The 19,301-nt window shown below is 57.7% G+C and carries 12 protein-coding genes, 2 tRNA genes and 1 pseudogene; 8 read left to right on the top strand and 7 right to left on the bottom strand.

All coding sequences use genetic code 11. From position 1 onward, the window contains the following. Positions 1-84 precede the first annotated feature (84 nt). Positions 85-741 carry a ribonuclease T gene (rnt, locus tag BWI95_RS15420; protein WP_054802857.1) on the top strand — a complete coding sequence of 219 codons (657 nt, stop codon included), beginning with the start codon at positions 85-87 and terminating at the stop codon, positions 739-741. Between the two features lie 29 nt (positions 742-770). On the opposite strand, the gene BWI95_RS15415 is transcribed toward rnt, so the two are convergent. Both BWI95_RS15415 and BWI95_RS15410 read right to left on the bottom strand, forming a co-directional pair. Beyond that, a complete protein-coding gene (locus BWI95_RS15415) occupies positions 771-1,706 on the bottom strand; it encodes an omptin family outer membrane protease (RefSeq protein WP_083699400.1) in 936 nt (311 codons plus the stop codon). Between the two features lie 228 nt (positions 1,707-1,934). Next, a complete protein-coding gene (locus tag BWI95_RS15410; protein WP_023481856.1) occupies positions 1,935-2,279 on the bottom strand; it encodes a Grx4 family monothiol glutaredoxin in 345 nt (114 codons plus the stop codon). 334 nt (positions 2,280-2,613) lie between these two features. Between BWI95_RS15410 and BWI95_RS15405 the strand changes: the two genes are divergently transcribed. After that, positions 2,614-3,459, top strand: a complete 846-nt coding sequence (locus tag BWI95_RS15405; protein WP_076769768.1) for a C40 family peptidase — start codon at positions 2,614-2,616, stop codon at positions 3,457-3,459. 44 nt (positions 3,460-3,503) lie between these two features. On the opposite strand, the gene BWI95_RS15400 is transcribed toward BWI95_RS15405, so the two are convergent. Both BWI95_RS15400 and cydH read right to left on the bottom strand, forming a co-directional pair. Then, positions 3,504-4,673 carry an MFS transporter gene (locus tag BWI95_RS15400; RefSeq protein WP_054802859.1) on the bottom strand — a complete coding sequence of 390 codons (1,170 nt, stop codon included), beginning with the start codon at positions 4,671-4,673 and terminating at the stop codon, positions 3,504-3,506. A gap of 166 nt (positions 4,674-4,839) precedes the next feature. Next, complete coding sequence (gene cydH, locus BWI95_RS23345) at positions 4,840-4,929, bottom strand: cytochrome bd-I oxidase subunit CydH (protein ID WP_094192965.1); 90 nt, start codon at positions 4,927-4,929, stop codon at positions 4,840-4,842. Between the two features lie 297 nt (positions 4,930-5,226). Here cydH and purR point away from each other — a divergent pair, with 297 nt between their 5' ends. Further along, the gene (gene purR / locus BWI95_RS15390) at positions 5,227-6,252 is read left to right on the top strand and encodes an HTH-type transcriptional repressor PurR (RefSeq protein ID WP_023481848.1); all 1,026 of its coding nucleotides are present in this window, start codon (positions 5,227-5,229) and stop codon (positions 6,250-6,252) included. Here the strand turns inward: purR and punR are convergent. Beyond that, a pseudogene (punR, locus tag BWI95_RS15385) lies at positions 6,249-7,182 on the bottom strand (DNA-binding transcriptional activator PunR). The gene purR and the pseudogene punR overlap by 4 nt on opposite strands. Positions 7,183-7,294: 112 nt before the next feature. Here punR and punC point away from each other — a divergent pair. Both punC and cfa read left to right on the top strand, forming a co-directional pair. Then, positions 7,295-8,491 (top strand): purine nucleoside transporter PunC, encoded by a 1,197-nt coding sequence (gene punC, locus BWI95_RS15380; protein WP_076769766.1) that lies wholly within the window; start codon positions 7,295-7,297, stop codon positions 8,489-8,491. A gap of 297 nt (positions 8,492-8,788) precedes the next feature. Further along, positions 8,789-9,937 (top strand): cyclopropane fatty acyl phospholipid synthase, encoded by a 1,149-nt coding sequence (gene cfa / locus BWI95_RS15375; protein WP_076769765.1) that lies wholly within the window; start codon positions 8,789-8,791, stop codon positions 9,935-9,937. Between the two features lie 71 nt (positions 9,938-10,008). Here cfa and BWI95_RS15370 read toward each other — a convergent pair whose 3' ends face one another. Beyond that, entirely contained in the window at positions 10,009-10,647 is a 639-nt protein-coding gene (locus BWI95_RS15370; protein WP_023481404.1) for a riboflavin synthase, read from the bottom strand. 268 nt (positions 10,648-10,915) lie between these two features. Between BWI95_RS15370 and mdtK the strand changes: the two genes are divergently transcribed. From mdtK to BWI95_RS15355, 3 genes are all read left to right on the top strand, one after another. Then, on the top strand, positions 10,916-12,289 hold the full coding sequence (mdtK, locus tag BWI95_RS15365; RefSeq protein WP_023481339.1) for an MdtK family multidrug efflux MATE transporter: 1,374 nt from the start codon (positions 10,916-10,918) through the stop codon (positions 12,287-12,289). A gap of 150 nt (positions 12,290-12,439) precedes the next feature. Beyond that, positions 12,440-12,516, top strand: a tRNA-Val gene (locus tag BWI95_RS15360). 12 nt (positions 12,517-12,528) lie between these two features. Further along, a tRNA-Val gene (locus BWI95_RS15355) sits at positions 12,529-12,605 on the top strand. A 163-nt stretch (positions 12,606-12,768) separates the two neighbouring features. Here the strand turns inward: BWI95_RS15355 and BWI95_RS15350 are convergent. Then, positions 12,769-19,299 (bottom strand): AIDA repeat-containing protein, encoded by a 6,531-nt coding sequence (locus BWI95_RS15350; RefSeq protein WP_054802860.1) that lies wholly within the window; start codon positions 19,297-19,299, stop codon positions 12,769-12,771. Positions 19,300-19,301 lie beyond the last annotated feature (2 nt).

The following is a 19,301-nucleotide window of genomic DNA, read 5'->3' as shown; positions in this document are numbered from 1 at the left end:
GGGCGCGCAATGCGCCCGCTGTTTTACATCTTTCCGTAAAATTTGCCATAATGCGCTGCCCTTTTTTCCTATCAAGAGATCCTGATGTCCGATAATGCTCAACTGACTGCTCTGTGCGACCGTTTTCGCGGTTTTTACCCTGTGGTAATCGATGTTGAAACCGCCGGGTTTAACGCCAAAACCGACGCCCTGCTGGAGGTCGCCGCCGTTACGTTAAAAATGGATGAGCAAGGCTGGCTGATGCCTGACAGCACCCTGCACTTTCACGTTGAGCCATTCGAAGGAGCTAATCTGCAGCCGGAAGCGCTGGCGTTTAATGGGATCGACCCGACCAACCCGCTGCGCGGCGCGGTAAGCGAATATGACGCCCTGCATGCCATTTTCAAACTGGTGCGCAAAGGGATGAAAGAGCAGAACTGCAACCGGGCGATCATGGTGGCGCATAACGCGACCTTCGATCACAGCTTTATGATGGCTGCCGCCGAGCGTTCGGCGATGAAACGCAATCCGTTTCACCCCTTCGTGACCTTTGATACCGCCTCATTGAGCGGGCTGGCACTGGGTCAAACCGTGCTTTCTAAAGCCTGTGCGGCCGCCGGCATCGCTTTTGACGCCACCCAGGCACACTCGGCGTTGTATGACACGGAGCAGACCGCACAGCTGTTTTGTGAAATCGTTAACCGCTGGAAGCGGCTTGGCGGCTGGCCGTTGCCGACGCCAGAAGTCGATTCAGAAGCCTGAAAAAAACCGGTCAACAGACCGGTTTTTTATTAAAAGTGGTAGACCAGCCCGGCGGTAGTGAGCAGCGAGGAGTGTTCTATCCCGGCGCTATCCTTGAAAGAGGCACGCGCATAGGTTCCCTCCCTGGAGAAGGTGGCGGTATTGATCCCTTTTTTATTTAACGTGCGGTCCCAGGTGCTTTCCAGATAGAGCTTTACCTGCTGCGTGACGTAATAGCCGACGTTAGCCGAAAGGGAAAAGCTCCGCTGGTGCCGGGTAGTATCGCTGAAGGTGATGCTGCGTAAGTAGTGCTGGTCTGTCGCCTGCGCACTTATCCAGCGGCTATATTTCAGGCTGGTTCCTGCTTCAACATTGCCATAGCGATAACGACCGGTAAGGCCAACATAGGGCATGTTGAAGCGCTGTGAATATCCGAGAACTTTCACATCATCGAAACGGCCAACCTTTGCGCCATTATCACGGCTGAAGGTTCCGCCGTGCGCAGAGAAGCTGGTACGGCTTTGCCGATAGCCGCCCATCACGCCAAGCCGCCAGTCAGGCTGGTAAACGAACCAGCCGGTCAGATTGAGATCCCACTGGTTAGCGAAATTGAGCCACGTATTAGGGTGAGAGCTGTGGTCGGTCCATCGGGATTGCGATGCCTGCTGCCAGTCGTAATCATCCATCTTGCTGCCACTGTGCGCGACAGTTGTCCAGCCGGACGCACCGAAAGTGAGCCAGGACCGCACCGGCCACTCGATAGAGCCCTGCACCACAACAGCGTGACGATAGCGCCAGTCAAGCTCGCTGAGTTTGCGTCCACCCTCATCGGTGTCGTAGACCCGCTCCTTCGCCGTTCCGCTTAGGGTGCCCAGTGAGATACGGGTCATCACATCCTCCTTGCTTGCCAGCGGCTGTTGCGCCGTGGCTGAAAAAGCAAAGAGAAGCGTCATCAACGCAATCATCTTGTCTATTGTTTTCATCATTCATCCTGAATTAAGGCAATCCTGTTCACAGCTGGTCATCAGAAAAAGCATGCCTGGGTTTATCAAAATTCTTAAAATAGGATAATTAACAAAGAGTTAAGCAAGAAATTTGCACAGTAATACCCAATAATTTAGGTTAAGTCAACGCACCGTAAGCAGGTGACAGGCAATAAAAAAGGGCTCATGTCGAAACATGAGCCCTTTCAAGGCAGAGCCGATAACGCCGGGTTATTCGGCGTCCGGTACGCCTTTATATTTCGCTGCGGCCTCTTTGATCAGCGGCTGCAATTCACCGCGCTGATACATCTCGATAATGATATCGCAGCCGCCAACCAGCTCACCCTCAACCCACAGCTGCGGGAAGGTTGGCCAGTTTGCATATTTTGGCAGTTCGGCACGGATATCCGGGTTTTGCAGGATATCCACATAGGCAAAACGCTCGCCGCATGCAGAGAGCGCCTGAACGGCCTGGGCGGAGAAACCGCAGCTTGGCAGTTTCGGCGAGCCTTTCATGTACAGCAGAATCGGGTTCTCAGCGATCTGGCGCTGAATTTTCTCAAGAGTCTCACTCATTGTCTTTGCTTCCTTCAACTTCTTCTACGGCAGAGATCGAACATTGTAGCGGGTCAGGCTTGCTTCGGAAAATAACATTTTATTCACCGCGCGAATTTACGCTGTTACAGGCACGATAAGGTAAGCGTGACTTAAGCCAACCCGGCGCGGCTCAGGCGGTGAAAAAACCGCTTTTAGCGAAACGTTTTGCTCGTTTTTGCGCGCTTGTTAACGAAACGACGTTATAGATGCAAAAACAGTATTAACGTTTGGGCTTTTTATAGATTAGAATCGACGAGTTTTTTAAATCATACGCAAGCATAATAAGATGCCTGCCCTAACAGGGGAATGCTCAGTGGCGCGGATACCAAAAGCTTCAATCACGCTCTGTGCTTTGTTGTTCACCACATTGTCTTTCACGCCATTAGCGAGCGCTTCTGAACAAGCGCCAGCCTCGGCCGTGCAAAAAACACATCTGGCGAAAGCATCCGAACGTAAGAAAAAAAACAGTTCTACAAAAACAGCAAAGAAAAGCAGTGGCACTCCAGCAGAAAAAGTCAGAAGTAAAAAAACCGCAAAAAACAAAACATCGACCAAAACGATAAAAAAGAAAAACAGCGCTACCCCGCAGAAAACCGCTAAAACTCCCTCGCGTCGTAAAGCATCCAGCTCACTGAAAACTACAACCGTTAGCTGGACTGAGAAGTGTACGCCGCGCAAAGGCCACAAGCCGCACTGTATTAAAGTGAAAAGCAGCCAGGCCGGCACGCTAGCTGACGTGCATAAACTGCGCGTGCAAAAAGTGCAAAAAACCGCGATGTCGAAGCTGATGAACCAGCTCGGCAAACCTTACCACTGGGGCGGTACCTCGCCGAAAACCGGTTTTGATTGCAGCGGGCTGGTCTATTACGCCTATAAAGATCTGGTGAAATTCCGTATTCCGCGTACCGCCAATGAGATGTATCACCTGCGTGATGCCTCGCCGGTTAACCTGCGCGAACTGGAGAGCGGCGATCTGGTCTTCTTCCGCACTCAGGGTCGCGGCACCGCCGATCACGTTGGCGTCTATGTCGGCAACGGCAAATTTATCCAGTCACCGCGCAGCGGCCAGGATATTCAGGTCACTTCATTAAGCGAAGATTACTGGCAGCGCCACTATGTTGGTGCACGCCGCGTAGTGACACCGAAAACCATTCGCTAACTCCCTCTCCCACCTGCCGCTCGCGCGGCAGGTGTTACTTCGCCTTACTCCGCCGCCGCACAGACGCGCGACGCTGAATTACGCCCGGAGAAGAGCACCAGCAGCAGCCCCAGCCCGGCAATAATCGCCCCCATCACCGGAACAAAACTGTAGCCGAGACCGCCGGAGATCACCGCACCACCTGCCGCCGCGCCAAGGGCATTACCCAGGTTAAATGCACCAATATTGACCGATGACGACAGCCCCGGTGCTTCATGGGCAACACGCATCACGCGCATCTGCAACGGCGGCACCACCGCGAATGTTGCAGCGCCCCACACCACCATCGCGATCGCCGCACCAATCTCACTGCGCGCCAGCAGCGGGATCGCCAGCATGATAACAATCAGCAGCAGTAAAAAGCCTTTCAGGGTGCCGGTTACCGAGCGGTCCGCCAGTTTCCCACCCAGATAATTGCCAATCGAGAAACCCACGCCAATCAGCACCAGCATGGCGGTGACAAACACCGGCGTGGCGTCAGTCAGTGTGCGCAACACCGGTGAGATGTAGGTATAGAGAGTGAACATTGCACCGGCACCGAGCACGGTAGTCAGCAGCGCCGTCAGCACCTGCGGGCGCATCAGTACCGCGAGCTCGTTGCGCACGTTGGGTCGCGCGCCCACGCCGCCTTTCGGTAATGAGAAGAAGAGCGAGACCATGGAGATCACCCCAAGCCCGGCGGTTGCCATAAACGACATGCGCCAGCCGATCGTCTCCCCAAGCCAGGTGGCGGCAGGCACACCGCCGATATTGGCGATAGTCAGCCCCATAAACATCGTCGCCACCGCGCTGGCCTGCTTCTCTTTCGCGACAACGCTCGCGGCTACCACCGAGCCAAGGCCGAAGAAGGCGCCGTGGTTAAGGCTGGTGATGATACGGGCGATCATCAGGGTGGCGTAATCCGGCGCAATAGCAGAGAGCACATTGCCGACGGTGAAGATCGCCATTAAGAAAATCAGCGCGTTACGACGGCCGCGATGGGAAAGCAGCAGCGTCATCAGCGGCGCGCCCACCATAACGCCGATGGCATAGGCGCTGATCAGCATCCCCGCCGCCGGAATCGAGACCCCAACACCCTGCGCAATCACCGGCAGTAACCCCATCGGGGAGAACTCGGTGGTACCAATCCCAAAGGCGCCTATCGCCAGGGCAAGCAGGGGGAAATTTATTTTCATCTTTTGACTCCGAAATGGACATGCCGACCCTCTACCGGGTCGCGAAAGGCAAAAGTATGACAGGTGTCACAAAAAACAGAAGTGAGCGTACGGAGAAAAGTTTATTGCGCAACGGGTAACAATGGGGACGCAAGAACCGAGGGAGAAGGCTCTCCCTCGCATCAGATCAATGCAGTGCAGCGGTCAGCGCGCCGAAAACGATCAGGCTCAGAACGATGACGGTAGTGAAGAGTGAATACTTAAGATCGGTGCTCATCAATTTTTCTCCATTTAATTTCCCCACAAAAAGTGAGCCTGCGCATTTTTGCACAAAATATGGGAAAAATCTTGCGTGATTTGCCAGCAGAACGGTTTTAATACTTCCCCTTTTGCTCAAGATCAGACAAAATTCGACGCTAAATTTATTAGCGTACCGGCCATTGACTCCCCTCCTGACGTCCAGTGTCGTTTTCCCGGCGTACCGCACTCACTTTGATGAGTTCAGGGTGTTTAAAGGCAAACGTTTACCTACCGAATTATCAGGAGCTTACGATATGGTCTGGAGTAATATCTGATGGCAACGATTAAAGATGTCGCGAAACGAGCAAACGTTTCCACTACAACCGTATCACATGTAATTAACAAAACCCGTTTCGTCGCCGAAGAGACGCGCAACGCTGTCTGGGCGGCGATCAAAGAGCTGCACTATTCGCCAAGCGCCGTTGCGCGCAGCCTGAAAGTGAATCACACCAAATCGATTGGTCTGCTGGCGACCAGCAGTGAAGCGGCCTACTTCGCCGAGATCATCGAAGCGGTTGAGAAGAAGTGTTTCCAGAAGGGTTACACCCTGATCCTCGGCAACGCCTGGAACAGCCAGGAGAAGCAGCGCGCCTATCTGTCGATGATGGCGCAAAAGCGTGTCGATGGCCTGCTGGTGATGTGCTCTGAGTACCCGGAAACCGTGCTCACCATGCTAGAAGAGTATCGCCATATTCCGATGGTGGTGATGGACTGGGGCGAATCGAAGGCAGACTTCACCGATTCAGTGATCGATAACGCCTTCCAGGGCGGCTATATGGCCGGTCGTTACCTGATCGAGCGCGGCCATCGCGACATCGGCGTGATCCCGGGTCCGCTGGAGCGCAACACCGGCGCAGGCCGTCTGGCTGGCTTTATGAAGGCGATGAACGAAGCGATGATCAACGTGCCGGAAAACTGGATTGTACAGGGCGACTTTGAGCCGGAGTCCGGCTACCGGGCCATGCAGCAGATCCTCGGCCAGTCCTCGCGCCCCACCGCAGTCTTCTGCGGCGGCGACATTATGGCGATGGGCGCCCTCTGCGCTGCCGATGAGATGGGGCTGCGCGTGCCGCAGGATATCTCCGTTATCGGCTATGACAACGTGCGCAACTCGCGCTTCTTTACCCCCGCGTTGACGACGATCCATCAGCCGAAGGACTCGCTGGGCGAAACGGCATTCACCATGCTGCTCGATCGCATTGTGAATAAGCGTGAACAGTCGCAGTCGATTGAAGTGCATCCGCGCCTGGTTGAGCGCCGCTCGGTGGCCGATGGCCCCTTCCGCGATTACCGCCGTTAATCCCCTCCCGCGGGAGCCTTACTCCGGCTCCCGCAGCCACTCCTTATTCAACGTTTCACTGTCGCCCAGATAATCGAGCAGCCAGTTCAGCGCAGGCGACGCCTCGTTTTGTTGCCATGTCAGGCAGCAGGCGGCATCCGGGAACGGGTTTTCCAGTTCAAGCGCCACCCAGTCACCGCTATCAAGCCACGGTCGGGCAAAATGGGCTGGCACCATCCCCACACAGAGCCCCGCTGACAGGCACGCTTCCGACGAGGCCCAGTCGGGCACCATCACCCGTTTCTGGTTATCCAGCAGCCAGGTAATGCGCTTCGGCAACGAGCGGGAGGTATCCTCCTGAATCAGCGACGGCCAGTTGCGCAACGTCTCATCGCTTAACGGACCGTTGAGTTGTGCCAGCGGATGTTGACGCGAGACGACACACTTCCAGCTTAAAGTGCCCATATCGCGAAAGGCATAGCGCCCCCCGACGGGAATGGCCTGCGTGGCACCGATCGCCAGTTCAACACGGCCATCGGCGAGCGCATCCCAGACGCCGTTGAACACCTCCTGGTAGACCACCAGTTCAACATCGCTGAAGTGACGGTAGAAATCGACAATCATCTGCCGCGTGCGGGCGCGTTTTACAATGTTATCGACGGCAATCGGCAACTGGCCGCGCCAGCCGTTGGCGATCTGCTGACACTGCTGGCGGGTGATCAGCATTTTTTTGATAACAGACCGCCCCTCCTTTAAAAACCAGACGCCGGCGGGGGTTAATTCCACATCGCGGTGGCGGCGCACGAACAGCGGCACCGCCAGCCACTCCTCCAGCTGGCGTACGGTGTAGCTCACCGCAGAAGGCACGCGGTGCAACTCCTGCGCCGCGCCGCTAAAGCTGCCATTCCGCGCTACGGCATCCACCACTTCAAGGGAGTATTCTGACCACATATTCTGCCTGCAAAATTTTTGAAACCAATGTGCAAATATTAGCGTTTCACAACCAGGAAAGCACTCCTTACACTTCCCCACCCTGATTACCTGCAATTAAAGAGAAATGAGAATGCAACCTGGCAAAGGATTTTTAGTCTGGCTCGCGGGCTTAAGCGTGCTGGGCTTTTTAGCCACCGACATGTACCTGCCCGCTTTCAGCGCGATTCAGCAAGATTTAAACACCTCTCCCGCCGTGATCAGCGCCTCGCTGAGCCTTTTCCTGGCCGGGTTCGCGGTGGCGCAGCTGCTGTGGGGACCGCTGTCGGATCGTTATGGTCGCAAACCAATTCTGCTGATTGGTCTCTCTATTTTCGCCCTGGGCTGCCTTGGCACCCTCTGGGTGCGCGATGCTACCTGGCTACTGGTGCTGCGTTTTGTGCAGGCCGTCGGCGTCTGCGCCGCCACCGTTAGCTGGCAGGCGCTGGTGACAGATCACTACCCGGCGCACCGCGTTAACCGTATTTTCGCCACCATTATGCCGCTGGTCGGCTTAACCCCGGCGCTGGCCCCACTGCTCGGCGCCTGGCTGCTGGCCCATATTGAATGGCAGGCGATTTTCGCCACCCTGCTGGCCATCACCGTGGTGTTGATGATCCCGGTTTTCCGCCTCAAATCGCCGGTAAAAGAGGTGGCGCATGACCAGCAGGCACTCACCTTTCTCGATCTGCTGCGCGCCCGCGATTATCGCGGCAATGTGATGATCTACGCCGCCTGCTCCGCCAGCTTCTTTGCCTGGCTTACCGGCTCGCCGTTTATCCTGCATGAGATGGGCTATGGCCCGTCGGTAATTGGCCTGAGCTATGTGCCACAAACCTTCGCTTTCCTGATTGGTGGTTACGGCTGCCGCGCAGCGCTGCAAAAATGGCAGGGTTCGCGCATGTTGCCGTGGTTACTGAGCGGCTTTGCTCTGAGCGTGCTGGCGACCTGGGCAGTTGGCTTTATTCCCGGCGTCTCGCTCACTGCGCTGCTGATCCCCTTCTGCCTGATGGCGATGGCAAATGGCGCGATCTACCCTATCGTGGTGGCGCGGGCGCTGCGTCCCTTCCCGCAGGCGACGGGCCGCGCGGCGGCGTTGCAGAATACCCTGCAACTGGGGCTCTGCTTCTTCGCAAGCCTCGTTGTTTCGTGGCTGATCATTACCCCGCTGCTGACCACCACCAGCGTGATGCTTGCCATGGTGCTGCTCGCGGCACTCGGTTATGGCATTCAGCATCGCGCAGACGAAGAGCAGGATGAGGTGCGTGAGCCCTCCTCCGCGCGCGGGTAGTTGCTGACGGGACTGTCGCTAATGGCGTAATTAGCACGCTATTAGCGACAAGTTGAATCACCTGATATTGAGGCCTATACTGATTCTCGGCTATCTCATAAATACGATAAATATTATGCAGTAACGGGCACCGGAGCGTGCTCGTTTCCCCAAGGAGGGCCTTTTCTGGCAAGGGTCTCTCCCTTCCTCTGTTCTACGTCTGATATCAGCCTTACGGTGCAAACCGTGAGATTTCTCACAAATTCTGCCAGCGTCTACGCTTGTAGAGTTCTGATCACTATTCGTGATGGAGAAGGTATGAGTTCATCGTGTATAGAAGAAGTGAGCGTGCGGGATGACAACTGGTTCCGCATAGCAAACGAACTGCTGGGTCGCGCAGGTATTCGTATCAACGGTCCCGCACCCGCAGATATTCAGGTGAAAAATCCTGATTTTTTCAAACGGGTTTTACAGGACGGTTCGCTCGGACTCGGCGAAAGTTATATGGACGGCTGGTGGGAGTGCGAACGGCTCGACATATTCTTCACCCAGGTACTGCGCGCCGGCCTGGAAAAACAGCTTCCACACCATCTCAAAGATACCCTGCGCATTGCCGCCGCCCGGCTCTTCAACCTGCAAAGCAAAAAGCGGGCGTGGATTGTCGGCAAAGAGCACTACGATCTCGGCAACGATCTCTTTACCCGCATGCTCGACCCCGCGATGCAGTACTCCTGTGGCTACTGGAAAGAAGCGACCACCCTTGCCGAGGCGCAGCAGGCAAAATTGCGGCTTATCTGCGAAAAACTGCAGTTAACCCCCGGCATGCGCGTGCTGGATATCGGCTGCGGCTGGGGCGGGCTGGCGCAGTTTATGGCACAGCACTATGGCGTTCGCGTGGTCGGCGTCACCATCTCCGCAGAGCAGCAGAAAATGGCGCAACAGCGCTGCGCCGGGCTGGATGTGGAGATTCTGTTGCAGGATTATCGCGATCTGCGCGATCAGTTTGACCGCATCGTCTCCGTCGGCATGTTTGAACACGTCGGGCCGAAAAACTACGCCACCTACTTTGATGTGGTCGACAAAAACCTGAAGCCGGACGGCCTCTTTTTACTCCACACCATCGGCTCCAGACAGACCGATAACAATGTTGATCCGTGGATTAACCGCTATATCTTCCCGAACGGCTGCCTGCCCTCGGTGCGCCACATCGCTACCGCCAGTGAGCCGCACTTTGTGATGGAGGACTGGCACAACTTCGGCGCCGATTATGACCGCACGCTAATGGCCTGGTATGGGCGCTTTCTCGCCGCGTGGCCGGAGATCGCCGACAACTACTCCGAGCGCTTTAAACGCATGTTCAGTTACTATCTGAACGCCTGCGCCGGGGCCTTTCGCGCCCGCGATATTCAGCTCTGGCAGGTGGTATTTAGCCGCGGCGTCGAGAAAGGTCTGCGCGTCGCGCGTTAGCGCTGCTGCGTTTGACCAACAAAAAAGCCGCAACGTTTACGCTGCGGCTTTTTGCTGTTTGTGGCGCCTGGTTACTCGACGACATTCACCACAACTGCGGCCTCTTTTGCCGCCAGTACGCGCTCGACGGTGTCGACAACGGCCTGGGTTTGCGGATCGATCTCAATATTGACGCGCTGGCCCAGCTTTTTGGCACTCAGCGTGGTGCGCTGCAGCGTTTCCGGGATCAGGTGCACGCAAAAACGCGTGGCGGTGACTTCGCCGACCGTCAGGCTGATACCGTCAATGCCGATAAATCCTTTATAAAGGATGTATTTCATCAGCGTCGGATCCTGCACTTTAAACCAGATCTGGCGGTTATTTTCCGAGGCGAGGATTTTGACGATTTCAGCGGTCGACATAATATGGCCCGACATTAAATGCCCGCCAATCTCATCGCTGAATTTCGCCGCGCGCTCAACGTTAACGATATCCCCGACTTCGAGTTCGCCAAGGTTGGTAATACGCAGCGTCTCTTTCATTAAATCGAAGCTGATATGGCTACCGTTAATCTCGGTGACGGTCAGACAGCAGCCGTTATGCGCAATGGACGCCCCAGTTTCAATTCCGTCCAGCATCGTTTCAGGCAGCTCAACAACGTGGGTGCGAAAATTCGGTTTTTCGTCAATCGACACCACTTTTGCCGTGCCCTGTACAATACCCGTAAACATAATCATCACTCCTGTTTCATTCTTACGGTATTACCGTGTGCTTCACGCACAATAACAGGTGAAAAATTCCCTTGCCAGCCTGAGGCCCGCTTTGCGGCGAAAGATAATTTTGATTTATGGATAACGTGGCAAAAAGAGGCGTTAACAGGTACTATTTGAGCAGATGTCGCACCTATCGCAGTGCGGCATTTTTTGTCGCACAAGGATATAACTCCTTTCTCTTAAGTATTTCCATTCTCTCTTATAACAACAATATATAGGTGTTCGCGTGCAGAAGTATGTAACAGAGGCGCGTCAATTACTGGCACTTGCCCTGCCGGTGATTTTTGCGCAGGTTGCCCAGACGGCGATGGGCTTCGTCGATACCGTGATGGCCGGGGGCTATAGCGCCACGGATATGGCTGCGGTCGCTATCGGTACCTCTATCTGGTTTCCCGCTATTCTATTTGGTCACGGCCTGCTGCTGGCAATGACGCCGGTGATTGCGCAACTGAATGGTTCCGGGCGTCGCGATCGCATCGCGCATCAGGTGAGCCAGGGGTTCTGGCTGGCGGGTGCCGTATCGGTGCTGATTATGATTGTGCTGTGGAACGCCGGTCATATTATTCGCGCCATGCATAACATCGACCCGCTGATGGCCGATAAAGCGGTCCACTTTTTACGCGCGCTGATGTGGGGCGCACCGGGTTACCTCTTCTTCCAGGTGTTGCGCAACCAGTGCGAAGGGCTGGCGCGAACCAAACCCGGCATGGTGATGGGCTTTATCGGCCTGCTGGTCAATATTCCGGTTAACTACGCCTTTATCTATGGCCGTTTCGGTATGCCGGAGCTGGGCGGCGTCGGCTGCGGCGTGGCGACCGCGTCGGTCTACTGGGTGATGTTTATCTTTATGCGCCTCTACGTGAAACACGCCGGTGCGATGCGCGACATCAAACACGAGGCCCGCTTCGCACGTCCCGATATGGCAGTGCTGAAACGGCTGACCCAGCTCGGCTTACCGATTGCGCTGGCACTCTTTTTCGAAGTGACCCTGTTTGCCGTCGTCGCGCTGCTGGTCTCACCTCTTGGCATTGTCGATGTTGCCGGGCACCAGATTGCGCTTAACTTCAGCTCGCTGATGTTCGTATTGCCGATGTCGCTGGCAGCGGCGGTCACCATTCGCGTCGGCTTCCGCCTCGGTCAGGGCTCGACGATTGATGCCAAAACCTCGGCGCGCACCGGGTTGATGGTCGGCGTCTGTATGGCGGCCATTACCGCGGTGTTTACGGTGCTGATGCGCGAGCAGATCGCCCTGCTCTATAACGACAACCCGGAAGTGGTGGCGCTGGCGTCGCATCTGATGATGCTGGCGGCTATTTATCAGATCTCTGATTCGATTCAGGTAATCGGTAGCGGCATCTTGCGTGGGTATAAAGATACGCGTTCGATCTTCTTTATTACCTTTATCGCCTACTGGGTGCTGGGGCTGCCGACCGGCTACATTCTGGCGCTGACGGATCTGGTGGTTGCCCCAATGGGGCCGGCAGGCTTCTGGATGGGCTTTATTATTGGGCTGACCTCGGCGGCGGTGATGATGATGCTGCGCATGCGCCATTTGCAGCGTCAGCCTTCGAGCCGTATTTTGCAGCGCGCGGCACGCTAAACCGCTGTAGCCGCCTGCGGGCGGCTACTTTCAGCGCGTTTTGCTCAGTTGTTCCGCAATCGAGTGAATTCAGTAAGAAATCTGCCATTTTCCGCTTGCCACATCTGCGGGCTGCCGCTAATATTCGTCCCCGTTGTCAACCACAACATTGCGTTCATAGCTCAGTTGGTTAGAGCACCACCTTGACATGGTGGGGGTCGTTGGTTCGAGTCCAATTGAACGCACCATCCTTCTTCAGTGCGTCCGTAGCTCAGTTGGTTAGAGCACCACCTTGACATGGTGGGGGTCGGTGGTTCGAGTCCACTCGGACGCACCATTCGTTGTTACTCTCTGTTTTATCCCCTTTATTTCATCTCAGCTTCAGCATCACCCACACGCCTTCTGCGCGTTACCGGTCGTGATAAAACCTCCCCTACAGAAATAAGAGATAAAAAAAACCGCACCTTGCGGCGCGGCTTTTCATATTACTGCAAGGCTTATCAGAAGCCGACTTTCAGCGTGATTTGACCACCGTAGCCGCCGGTACCCGCGTCATCAATGCTGCGGGTGTAGCCCGCGCGCACCCCGAGGGTCACGTTGTCGCGGATCTGGCCGTCAATGCCGACATCCAGCGCTGCTGCGGTGCCATCCTGATCCGGATTGAACGACGTTTCGCTGCCTGCCACACCCGGCGCGCTGACATTCAGCGTGCCCTTCGAGTCGAAGGTCTGGATAAAGGACGGACGGATAAACCAGCTTACCGGTACAGGTTTACCGCTCTCTTTCAGCGTCGCGTTGTTGCCCAGACGCAGACCGGCACGCACCTGCTGGCTGTGACCATCACCGAACTGGACGTCAGCCACATCATCACTGCCATCTTTCAGGTTCACGCCGCGATACTGGTACTGCACCTGCGGTTCCAGCACCAGGCCGCTGCCAATCTCAAACGGCAGACCGGTTTCGAAGGAGCCAACGTAGCCCCAGCCGTGGGTTTTCAGGCCGTCGCCGTCGCGCGGATTAGTGTCGAAGTTGTGGCGAGTACCCTGTGCCACTACGTCCATCCACCAGCCGCTCTCATGCACGCCATTGAGGTAGAGACCGCCGCTGTAAGCGTCATCGCGAACCGTACCGGCTTTCGACTTGTTGTTACGCTGCACGTCGATAGCGGAGAGACCTGCCGCACCGTAGATCCCCGCAGTCCACTCCATGCCAGAGCCGGAACCCTGCCACAAATCACTACCGATCTGCAGGAAGGTGTAGCCGCCTTTGCTTTCCGGCGTGTTGCCATTGCTCAGGTCACTGCCGCCGTGATCGTGGCTCAGCTGACCGGCCTGGAAACGGGCCCACATATTGCTGCCGCCTTCGGTCGGGGTACGCGCCGCATAGCGACGGGCATCCAGCGAGCCGAGCAGCGCACTGTCATAATCCATTGCCTGAGCGTAGACGGAGCTGTAGAGGTACATCGCTGAACGGTAGTTCTGCGGGCCGTCTGCGTTACCGCCTGCCTCAGCGGTGGTCAGATACCAGCTCTCGTCGGCGCTGCCCTGTTGCAGGGTGTAGTTATACGCACCCGCCTGCAGGCTGCCGTCAAGACGGAAAGCATCATCGGTGGTGGTCGCGCCGTTAATGGCGTTCACCACCTGAATGCCGTTACCGCTGGTACGTGCCCCGAGGCCGCCCTGGCTGCGAATGGCGATATTGGTGTTACCGGTGGCAGTACCGCCATCCAGTACCAGGCTGTCACTCACTGCGGTATTACCATCAAACAGGGTGTTAAGGGTGATGGTGCCGCCATTGCCCGCCAGGTTAGTGACGGTCAGGGTTTTCGGTACAAACGCCCCGGTCGGTGCCTGGTAATCAATGGTGCCGCCCAGCGTCAGGTTGTCGAGCAGGGAGCTGTCGGTCATCAGCCAGTTTGAACCCGCATCGACGGTCAGGTCGGTCGGGTCAATCATCCCGGTCAGCGTGGAGCCGTTGCTCAACTGCAAAGAGGTCCCGGCCTGGGCGATGATGTCGGTCACCGCATCCAGCCCGCTGAACACGAGGGTACCGCTCTGCAGGTAGGTGCCGCCCGCCTGGTTAAGCGCCCCGCTCAGGGTCAGCGTGTTGTTACCCTCTTTATAGAGCGTACCGTTGCCGTTGATCGCCGCGTTAACGGTGCTGGCGCTGTCCTCAGTGGTGATGCGCAGTTCGCCGTCGTTGTTCACATTACCGGCCAGCGTACCACCATCATTGATTTTGGTGACTCCGGTCAGCATGCCACCCTCGGCAACGTTCAGCGTACCGTTCTCGCCAACAACGGTGTTGTTGGCGCTGCCGTCTGCGGCAACCGCCAGCAGACCGCCGCTTTCCAGCAGCAGGCTATCGGCGATCTTATTGGCAATGGAGAAGCTGCCGTTGGCATTAGTGCCGTTAAGCGTGGTGTCGGTGCCAGCCATCAGCGCTGCGCCGCTGTTGAGATTGATATTGGTGACCGTTGCACCATCTTCCAGCGCCAGCATGCCGCCACGCTCAATCGCTGTCAGATCCGCCACGCCCCCGGCACGAACGAACTGGGCACCGCCTTTGCTGACGGTGGTGGCGATAGCCTTGCCGCCAAAGGTGACGCTCTGGGCGCCGTTTTCGCTGACGGTAGAGGAGGCAACGGTGCCGCCCTGGTTAACCACCTGATCGCCAACTACCTTGTTGTCGATGACGATTGCGCCGTCATTAACGTTCTGGATCCCGCCCTCGCGGATGATGGTGGAGATCACCGTCCCGCCGCTGTTGACGTTCTGCGTACCGCCACCGTTAATGGTGGTGTTGCTGGCGGTGCCGCCGGTCAGCACGTTCTGGATCCCGCCGACGTTGATAACAGCAAAATCTGATGAACCACCGCTGTAGATATTCTGCGTGCCGCGCTCGTAGAGCGTGGTGCGTGTTGCCGTACCGCCGCGATAGACGTTCTGCACGCTGTTTGCGGAGAGATCGGTATCCACCGCGCTCCCGCGCACATTCTGCTGGCTGTCGTTGCCCAACGAGGTGTTGACTGCCGTGCCCCCGGCGGCGATATTCTGCACCGCAAAGTTATCCATCAGGTTATTTTCCGCACGGCCACCGTTGTAAATATTCTGGATGCCGTGACGGTTGCGGGTATCGGTGACCACGGCGCCGTCGTAAATCCCCTGTACTGCATTGTCGTTCAGCACGGTAGAGATAGCTGAGCCGCCGCTGTAGATACGCTGTTCTGCACGGGTGATTTCCGAACCGGTGGTAGTGCCGAACACCTCCTGGATACCGCCATCAGTGACGATAGAGACTTCGGCGTTGGCATTTTTGTTGACCACCTGACGCCCGCCGTTTTTCACAATGCTGACAATCGACGTGCCGTCAACGACCTGCAGGCCGCCATCAACAAAGGTGAAGTCGGTAACGCCGCCAGCGGCAACGTTTTGTCTGCCACCCTCAGAGATAGTACCGCCGTAGGTATAACCGCCATCGTTAACGTTCTGCACGCCGCCCTTCTCGATACGCGCTTCGAAGGCTTGGCCGCCGCTACCGATATTCTGCGTTCCACCCAGCACGCGCGCAGCGAAGGATTTCGCGCCGTTATTAACGTGCTGCTCACCGCCGTTAAGTACGGTGGAGATCGCCACCGCCGCGTTGCTGAGGATCTGCTTGCCGCCCGCGTTAATCACGCTCTGGCGCGACCAGCCGTAGGGGTCAACGATCTGCTGGCCGCCGTTATTGATCACCGCCTCGAACGACTGACCGTCTACGCGCTGGACGCCACCGCTGTTCACCAGCGTGCCGCGTGCCTGGCCGCCTTTCGTAATCAGCTGTACGCCGCCGTCGCTGATGCTGGTGCCGGAAGCCGTACCCTGAACCAGCTGCGTACCGCCGCCAAACACTGTGCCATCGGAGGCTGCGCCACCGGCTGAGACATGCTGGACCCCGCCATTTTTGACGATTGAACCGGCAGCAAGGCCGCCGTTGTTGACAAGCTGCTGACCGCCGTCGTTAACGACCGAGGAGATAGCGGTGCCATCTACGCTCTGCACGCCGCCGCTGTTGATATGAGTATCGGTGGTTTTACCGCTCGCCTGCACGATCTGCTGACCGCCATCACTCAGGCTGGTGCCGGACGCCGTGCCCGCAACTACCTGCTTGCCGCCGCCAAATACCGTGCCGTCGGAGGCCGCGCCACCAACATTGATGTGCTGCAGGCCGCCGCTGTGCACCGTAGTGCCTGCCGCCAGGCCGCCCCGGTTCACCAGCTGCGTACCGCCGTTGCGCACGACTGATGAGGTGGCATTGCCGTCGACGCTCTGCACGCCGCCGGTGTTGATTTGGGTATTGGTGGTTTTACCGCTCGCCTGCACGATCTGCTGGCCGCCATCGCTGACGCTGGTGCCGGAAGCCGTACCCGCCACCAGCTGTTTGCCGCCGCCGAATACCGTGCCGTCAGAGGCCGCGCCGCCGACGTTGATGTGCTGCAGGCCACCGCTGTTAACGATGGAGCCCGCGGCAAGCCCGCCGCTGTTAACCAGCTGCACGCCGCCGTTGTTGACCACGGCTGAGGTCGCCGAACCGTCAACGCGCTGCAAACCGCCACTGTTGATAAGCGATCCCGTTGCGATGCCGCCCACCTGCACGTGCTGAATGCCGCCGTCGCCGATGACCGTATCGCCTGCCAACCCGGCAACTTGCTGCGTTCCGCCCAGCAGGGTGGTTTTTGAAGCCGCACCGTTGGCCCGCACAATCTGCACGCCATCTTTATCAACGCGGGTATCGTTCGCGTGACCGCCGCTGCGGATCAGCTGTTTACCGCCGCTGTAGACGGTGGTGCCGTTTGCCGTGCCGTCAACATCCTGGAAACCGCCGTCATAGATTTTGCTGTCGGTGGTTTTGCCGGTAGCGTGAACCTGCTGCACACCGCCTGCGTCCACGCGGGTATTGGATGCCGTACCTTCAACAACCTGGGTACCGCCAAACAGCAGCGCATCCGACGCGGCACCGCCTTCATTGATATGCTGCAGACCGCCGGCATTCACCTGCGATCCGCTGGCCAGCGCACCGGAGTGGATCAGCTGTACCCCGCCGTCGTTGACCACAGCAGCAATGGCCGCACCGTCTACCGCCTGGGTGCCGCCGCTGTTGATAATGGTATCGGTAGCTTTACCGGTGGCCTGCACCAGCTGATGACCGCCGTTGTTGATGCTGGTACCGGACGCCGTGCCGGCAACAACCTGCTTACCGCCGCCAAACACCGTGGTGTCGGACGCCGCTCCGCCTTCATTAATATGCTGCAGACCGCCGCTGTTAACGGTTGCGCTCTTCGCCAGACCACCGTTATTGACCAGCTGGGTGCCGCCGTCATAGATCACCGATGAGGTGGCAGTGCCGTCCACGCGTTGCAGGCCGTCTTCATTGATAAGCGATCCCGTCGCGCTGCCGCCCACCTGCACGTGTTGTACGCCGCCCGCACCGATAATGGTGTCTGCCGCTACGCCTGCTAACTGCTGAATACCGCCCAGCAGCGTGGTAGCGGTGGTTGAACCGCCCGTGAGCACGCTCTGGATCCCACCGGCGTTGATCACCGCGCTGGTCGCGTTACCGCCGCTGCGCACTTTCTGCAGACCGCCGTCGTTCACCTCTGCAGAGAGCGAAACGCCGTCGACATCCTGTTCACCGCCCGCGTTAACCACTGCGTCTTTGCTCATGCCGCTGGCGTGGATCTGCTGCAAACCGCGGTTATTGATGACGGTGCCGGAGGTCATACCTTCCACCAGCTGGGTACCGCCGAGCAGCGTGGCGTCGGATGCCGCACCGCCTACGCTGACATGCTGCAGACCGCCGGTGTTTACTACGCCGCCGGTCGCCAGACCGCCGCGGTTAACCAGCTGCGTACCGCCCGCATTGACCACCGAGTCGATCGCCTGGCCGTCAACGGTCTGCGTGCCGCGATTGTTGATGATGGTCCCGGTAGATTTACCGGTTGCCTGGACTAACTGCGCACCGCCGTCGCTGACGCTGGTGCCGGATGCGGTTCCCGAGAGAACCTGGGTGCCGCCGCCAAACACGACGCCGTCGGAGGCTGCGCCACCCTGTTTGATATGCTGGATGCCGCCGCTGTTGACGGTGGTGCCCGCCGCCAGCCCGCCGCTATGCACAAGTTGGGTACCGCCGCCGTTAACCACCGCAGAGATCGCGGTGCCGTCGACGGTCTGAGTACCACGATTATTGACGATGGTGCCGATGGCTTTACCCGTTTGCTGAACCAGCTGCGCGCCGCCGTCGTTGAGGTGGGCGCCGGATACCGTACCGGCAACAATTTGATTGCCGCCGCCAAAGATAGCGGTATCGGCGGCGGAACCCCCGACGTTAACATGCTGGATACCGCCGCTGTTGACCGTCGCATCCTGGGAGAAACCGCCGTTGTTGATAAGCTGCGTGCCGCCCGCGTTAACCACACCTTCGACTGATTTGCCGCTGACGGCCTGTACGCCGCCGTTGTTAATTACCGTCTGGCTTGCCAGACCGCTTTGCAGCACGGTTTGCACGCCGCCTGCACCGACCACGGTACCGCTCGCCTTACCGGAGACCGCCTGCGTGCCGCCGCTGTTAAGCTGCGAGCCGGTTGCAGTGCCGTCCACTTCAACAATCTGTACGCCATTAGTGACCACGGTACCGCTGGTCTGGCCATTCTGGCGCACAATCTGCGAGCCGCCATCCTGAACGCGGGTATCAACGGTCTGACCGCCCGCCACGATCTGGGTACCGCGACTGCCGATAGTATGGTTAGTGGTTAACCCACCGGAGCGCACATTCTGCACGCCCTCCTGCACCACCTCATCCCGCACCGAATCGGTGACATCCGGGGTGAATGCCATTGCCCCGCTGCTGGCGAACAGACCGCCCACCGCCGCTGAGATTAATACCGCGCCGCCTGCGCGCTTGCCTTTTGCCCGTGTCAGTTCGGAAACCACCACGAACGCCCGCTGAACGTCATTCCACACCAGCCGGTAACTGCAGTTAAGACTTTTCTTCATTT

The sequence above is a fragment of the Kosakonia cowanii JCM 10956 = DSM 18146 genome (assembly GCF_001975225.1).
In the GTDB taxonomy this organism is placed as follows: Bacteria; Pseudomonadota; Gammaproteobacteria; order Enterobacterales; family Enterobacteriaceae; genus Kosakonia; species Kosakonia cowanii.
Note: the sequence above shows the minus strand (reverse complement) of the source record. Positions and strands in the feature narration are given on the sequence as shown.

Bases quoted from the DNA above. Each gene is read 5' to 3' on its own strand.
- punC (WP_076769766.1), top strand. From the start codon at position 7,295: ATGCAACCTGGCAAAGGATTTTTAGTCTGGCTCGCGGGCTTAAGCGTG.
- BWI95_RS15370 (WP_023481404.1), bottom strand. From the start codon at position 10,647: ATGTTTACGGGTATTGTACAGGGCACGGCAAAAGTGGTGTCGATTGAC.
- rnt (WP_054802857.1), top strand. From the start codon at position 85: ATGTCCGATAATGCTCAACTGACTGCTCTGTGCGACCGTTTTCGCGGT.
- BWI95_RS15415 (WP_083699400.1), bottom strand. From the start codon at position 1,706: ATGATGAAAACAATAGACAAGATGATTGCGTTGATGACGCTTCTCTTT.
- BWI95_RS15400 (WP_054802859.1), bottom strand. From the start codon at position 4,673: ATGAAAATAAATTTCCCCCTGCTTGCCCTGGCGATAGGCGCCTTTGGG.
- cfa (WP_076769765.1), top strand. From the start codon at position 8,789: ATGAGTTCATCGTGTATAGAAGAAGTGAGCGTGCGGGATGACAACTGG.
- BWI95_RS15410 (WP_023481856.1), bottom strand. From the start codon at position 2,279: ATGAGTGAGACTCTTGAGAAAATTCAGCGCCAGATCGCTGAGAACCCG.
- purR (WP_023481848.1), top strand. From the start codon at position 5,227: ATGGCAACGATTAAAGATGTCGCGAAACGAGCAAACGTTTCCACTACA.
- cydH (WP_094192965.1), bottom strand. From the start codon at position 4,929: ATGAGCACCGATCTTAAGTATTCACTCTTCACTACCGTCATCGTTCTG.
- BWI95_RS15350 (WP_054802860.1), bottom strand. From the start codon at position 19,299: ATGAAGAAAAGTCTTAACTGCAGTTACCGGCTGGTGTGGAATGACGTT.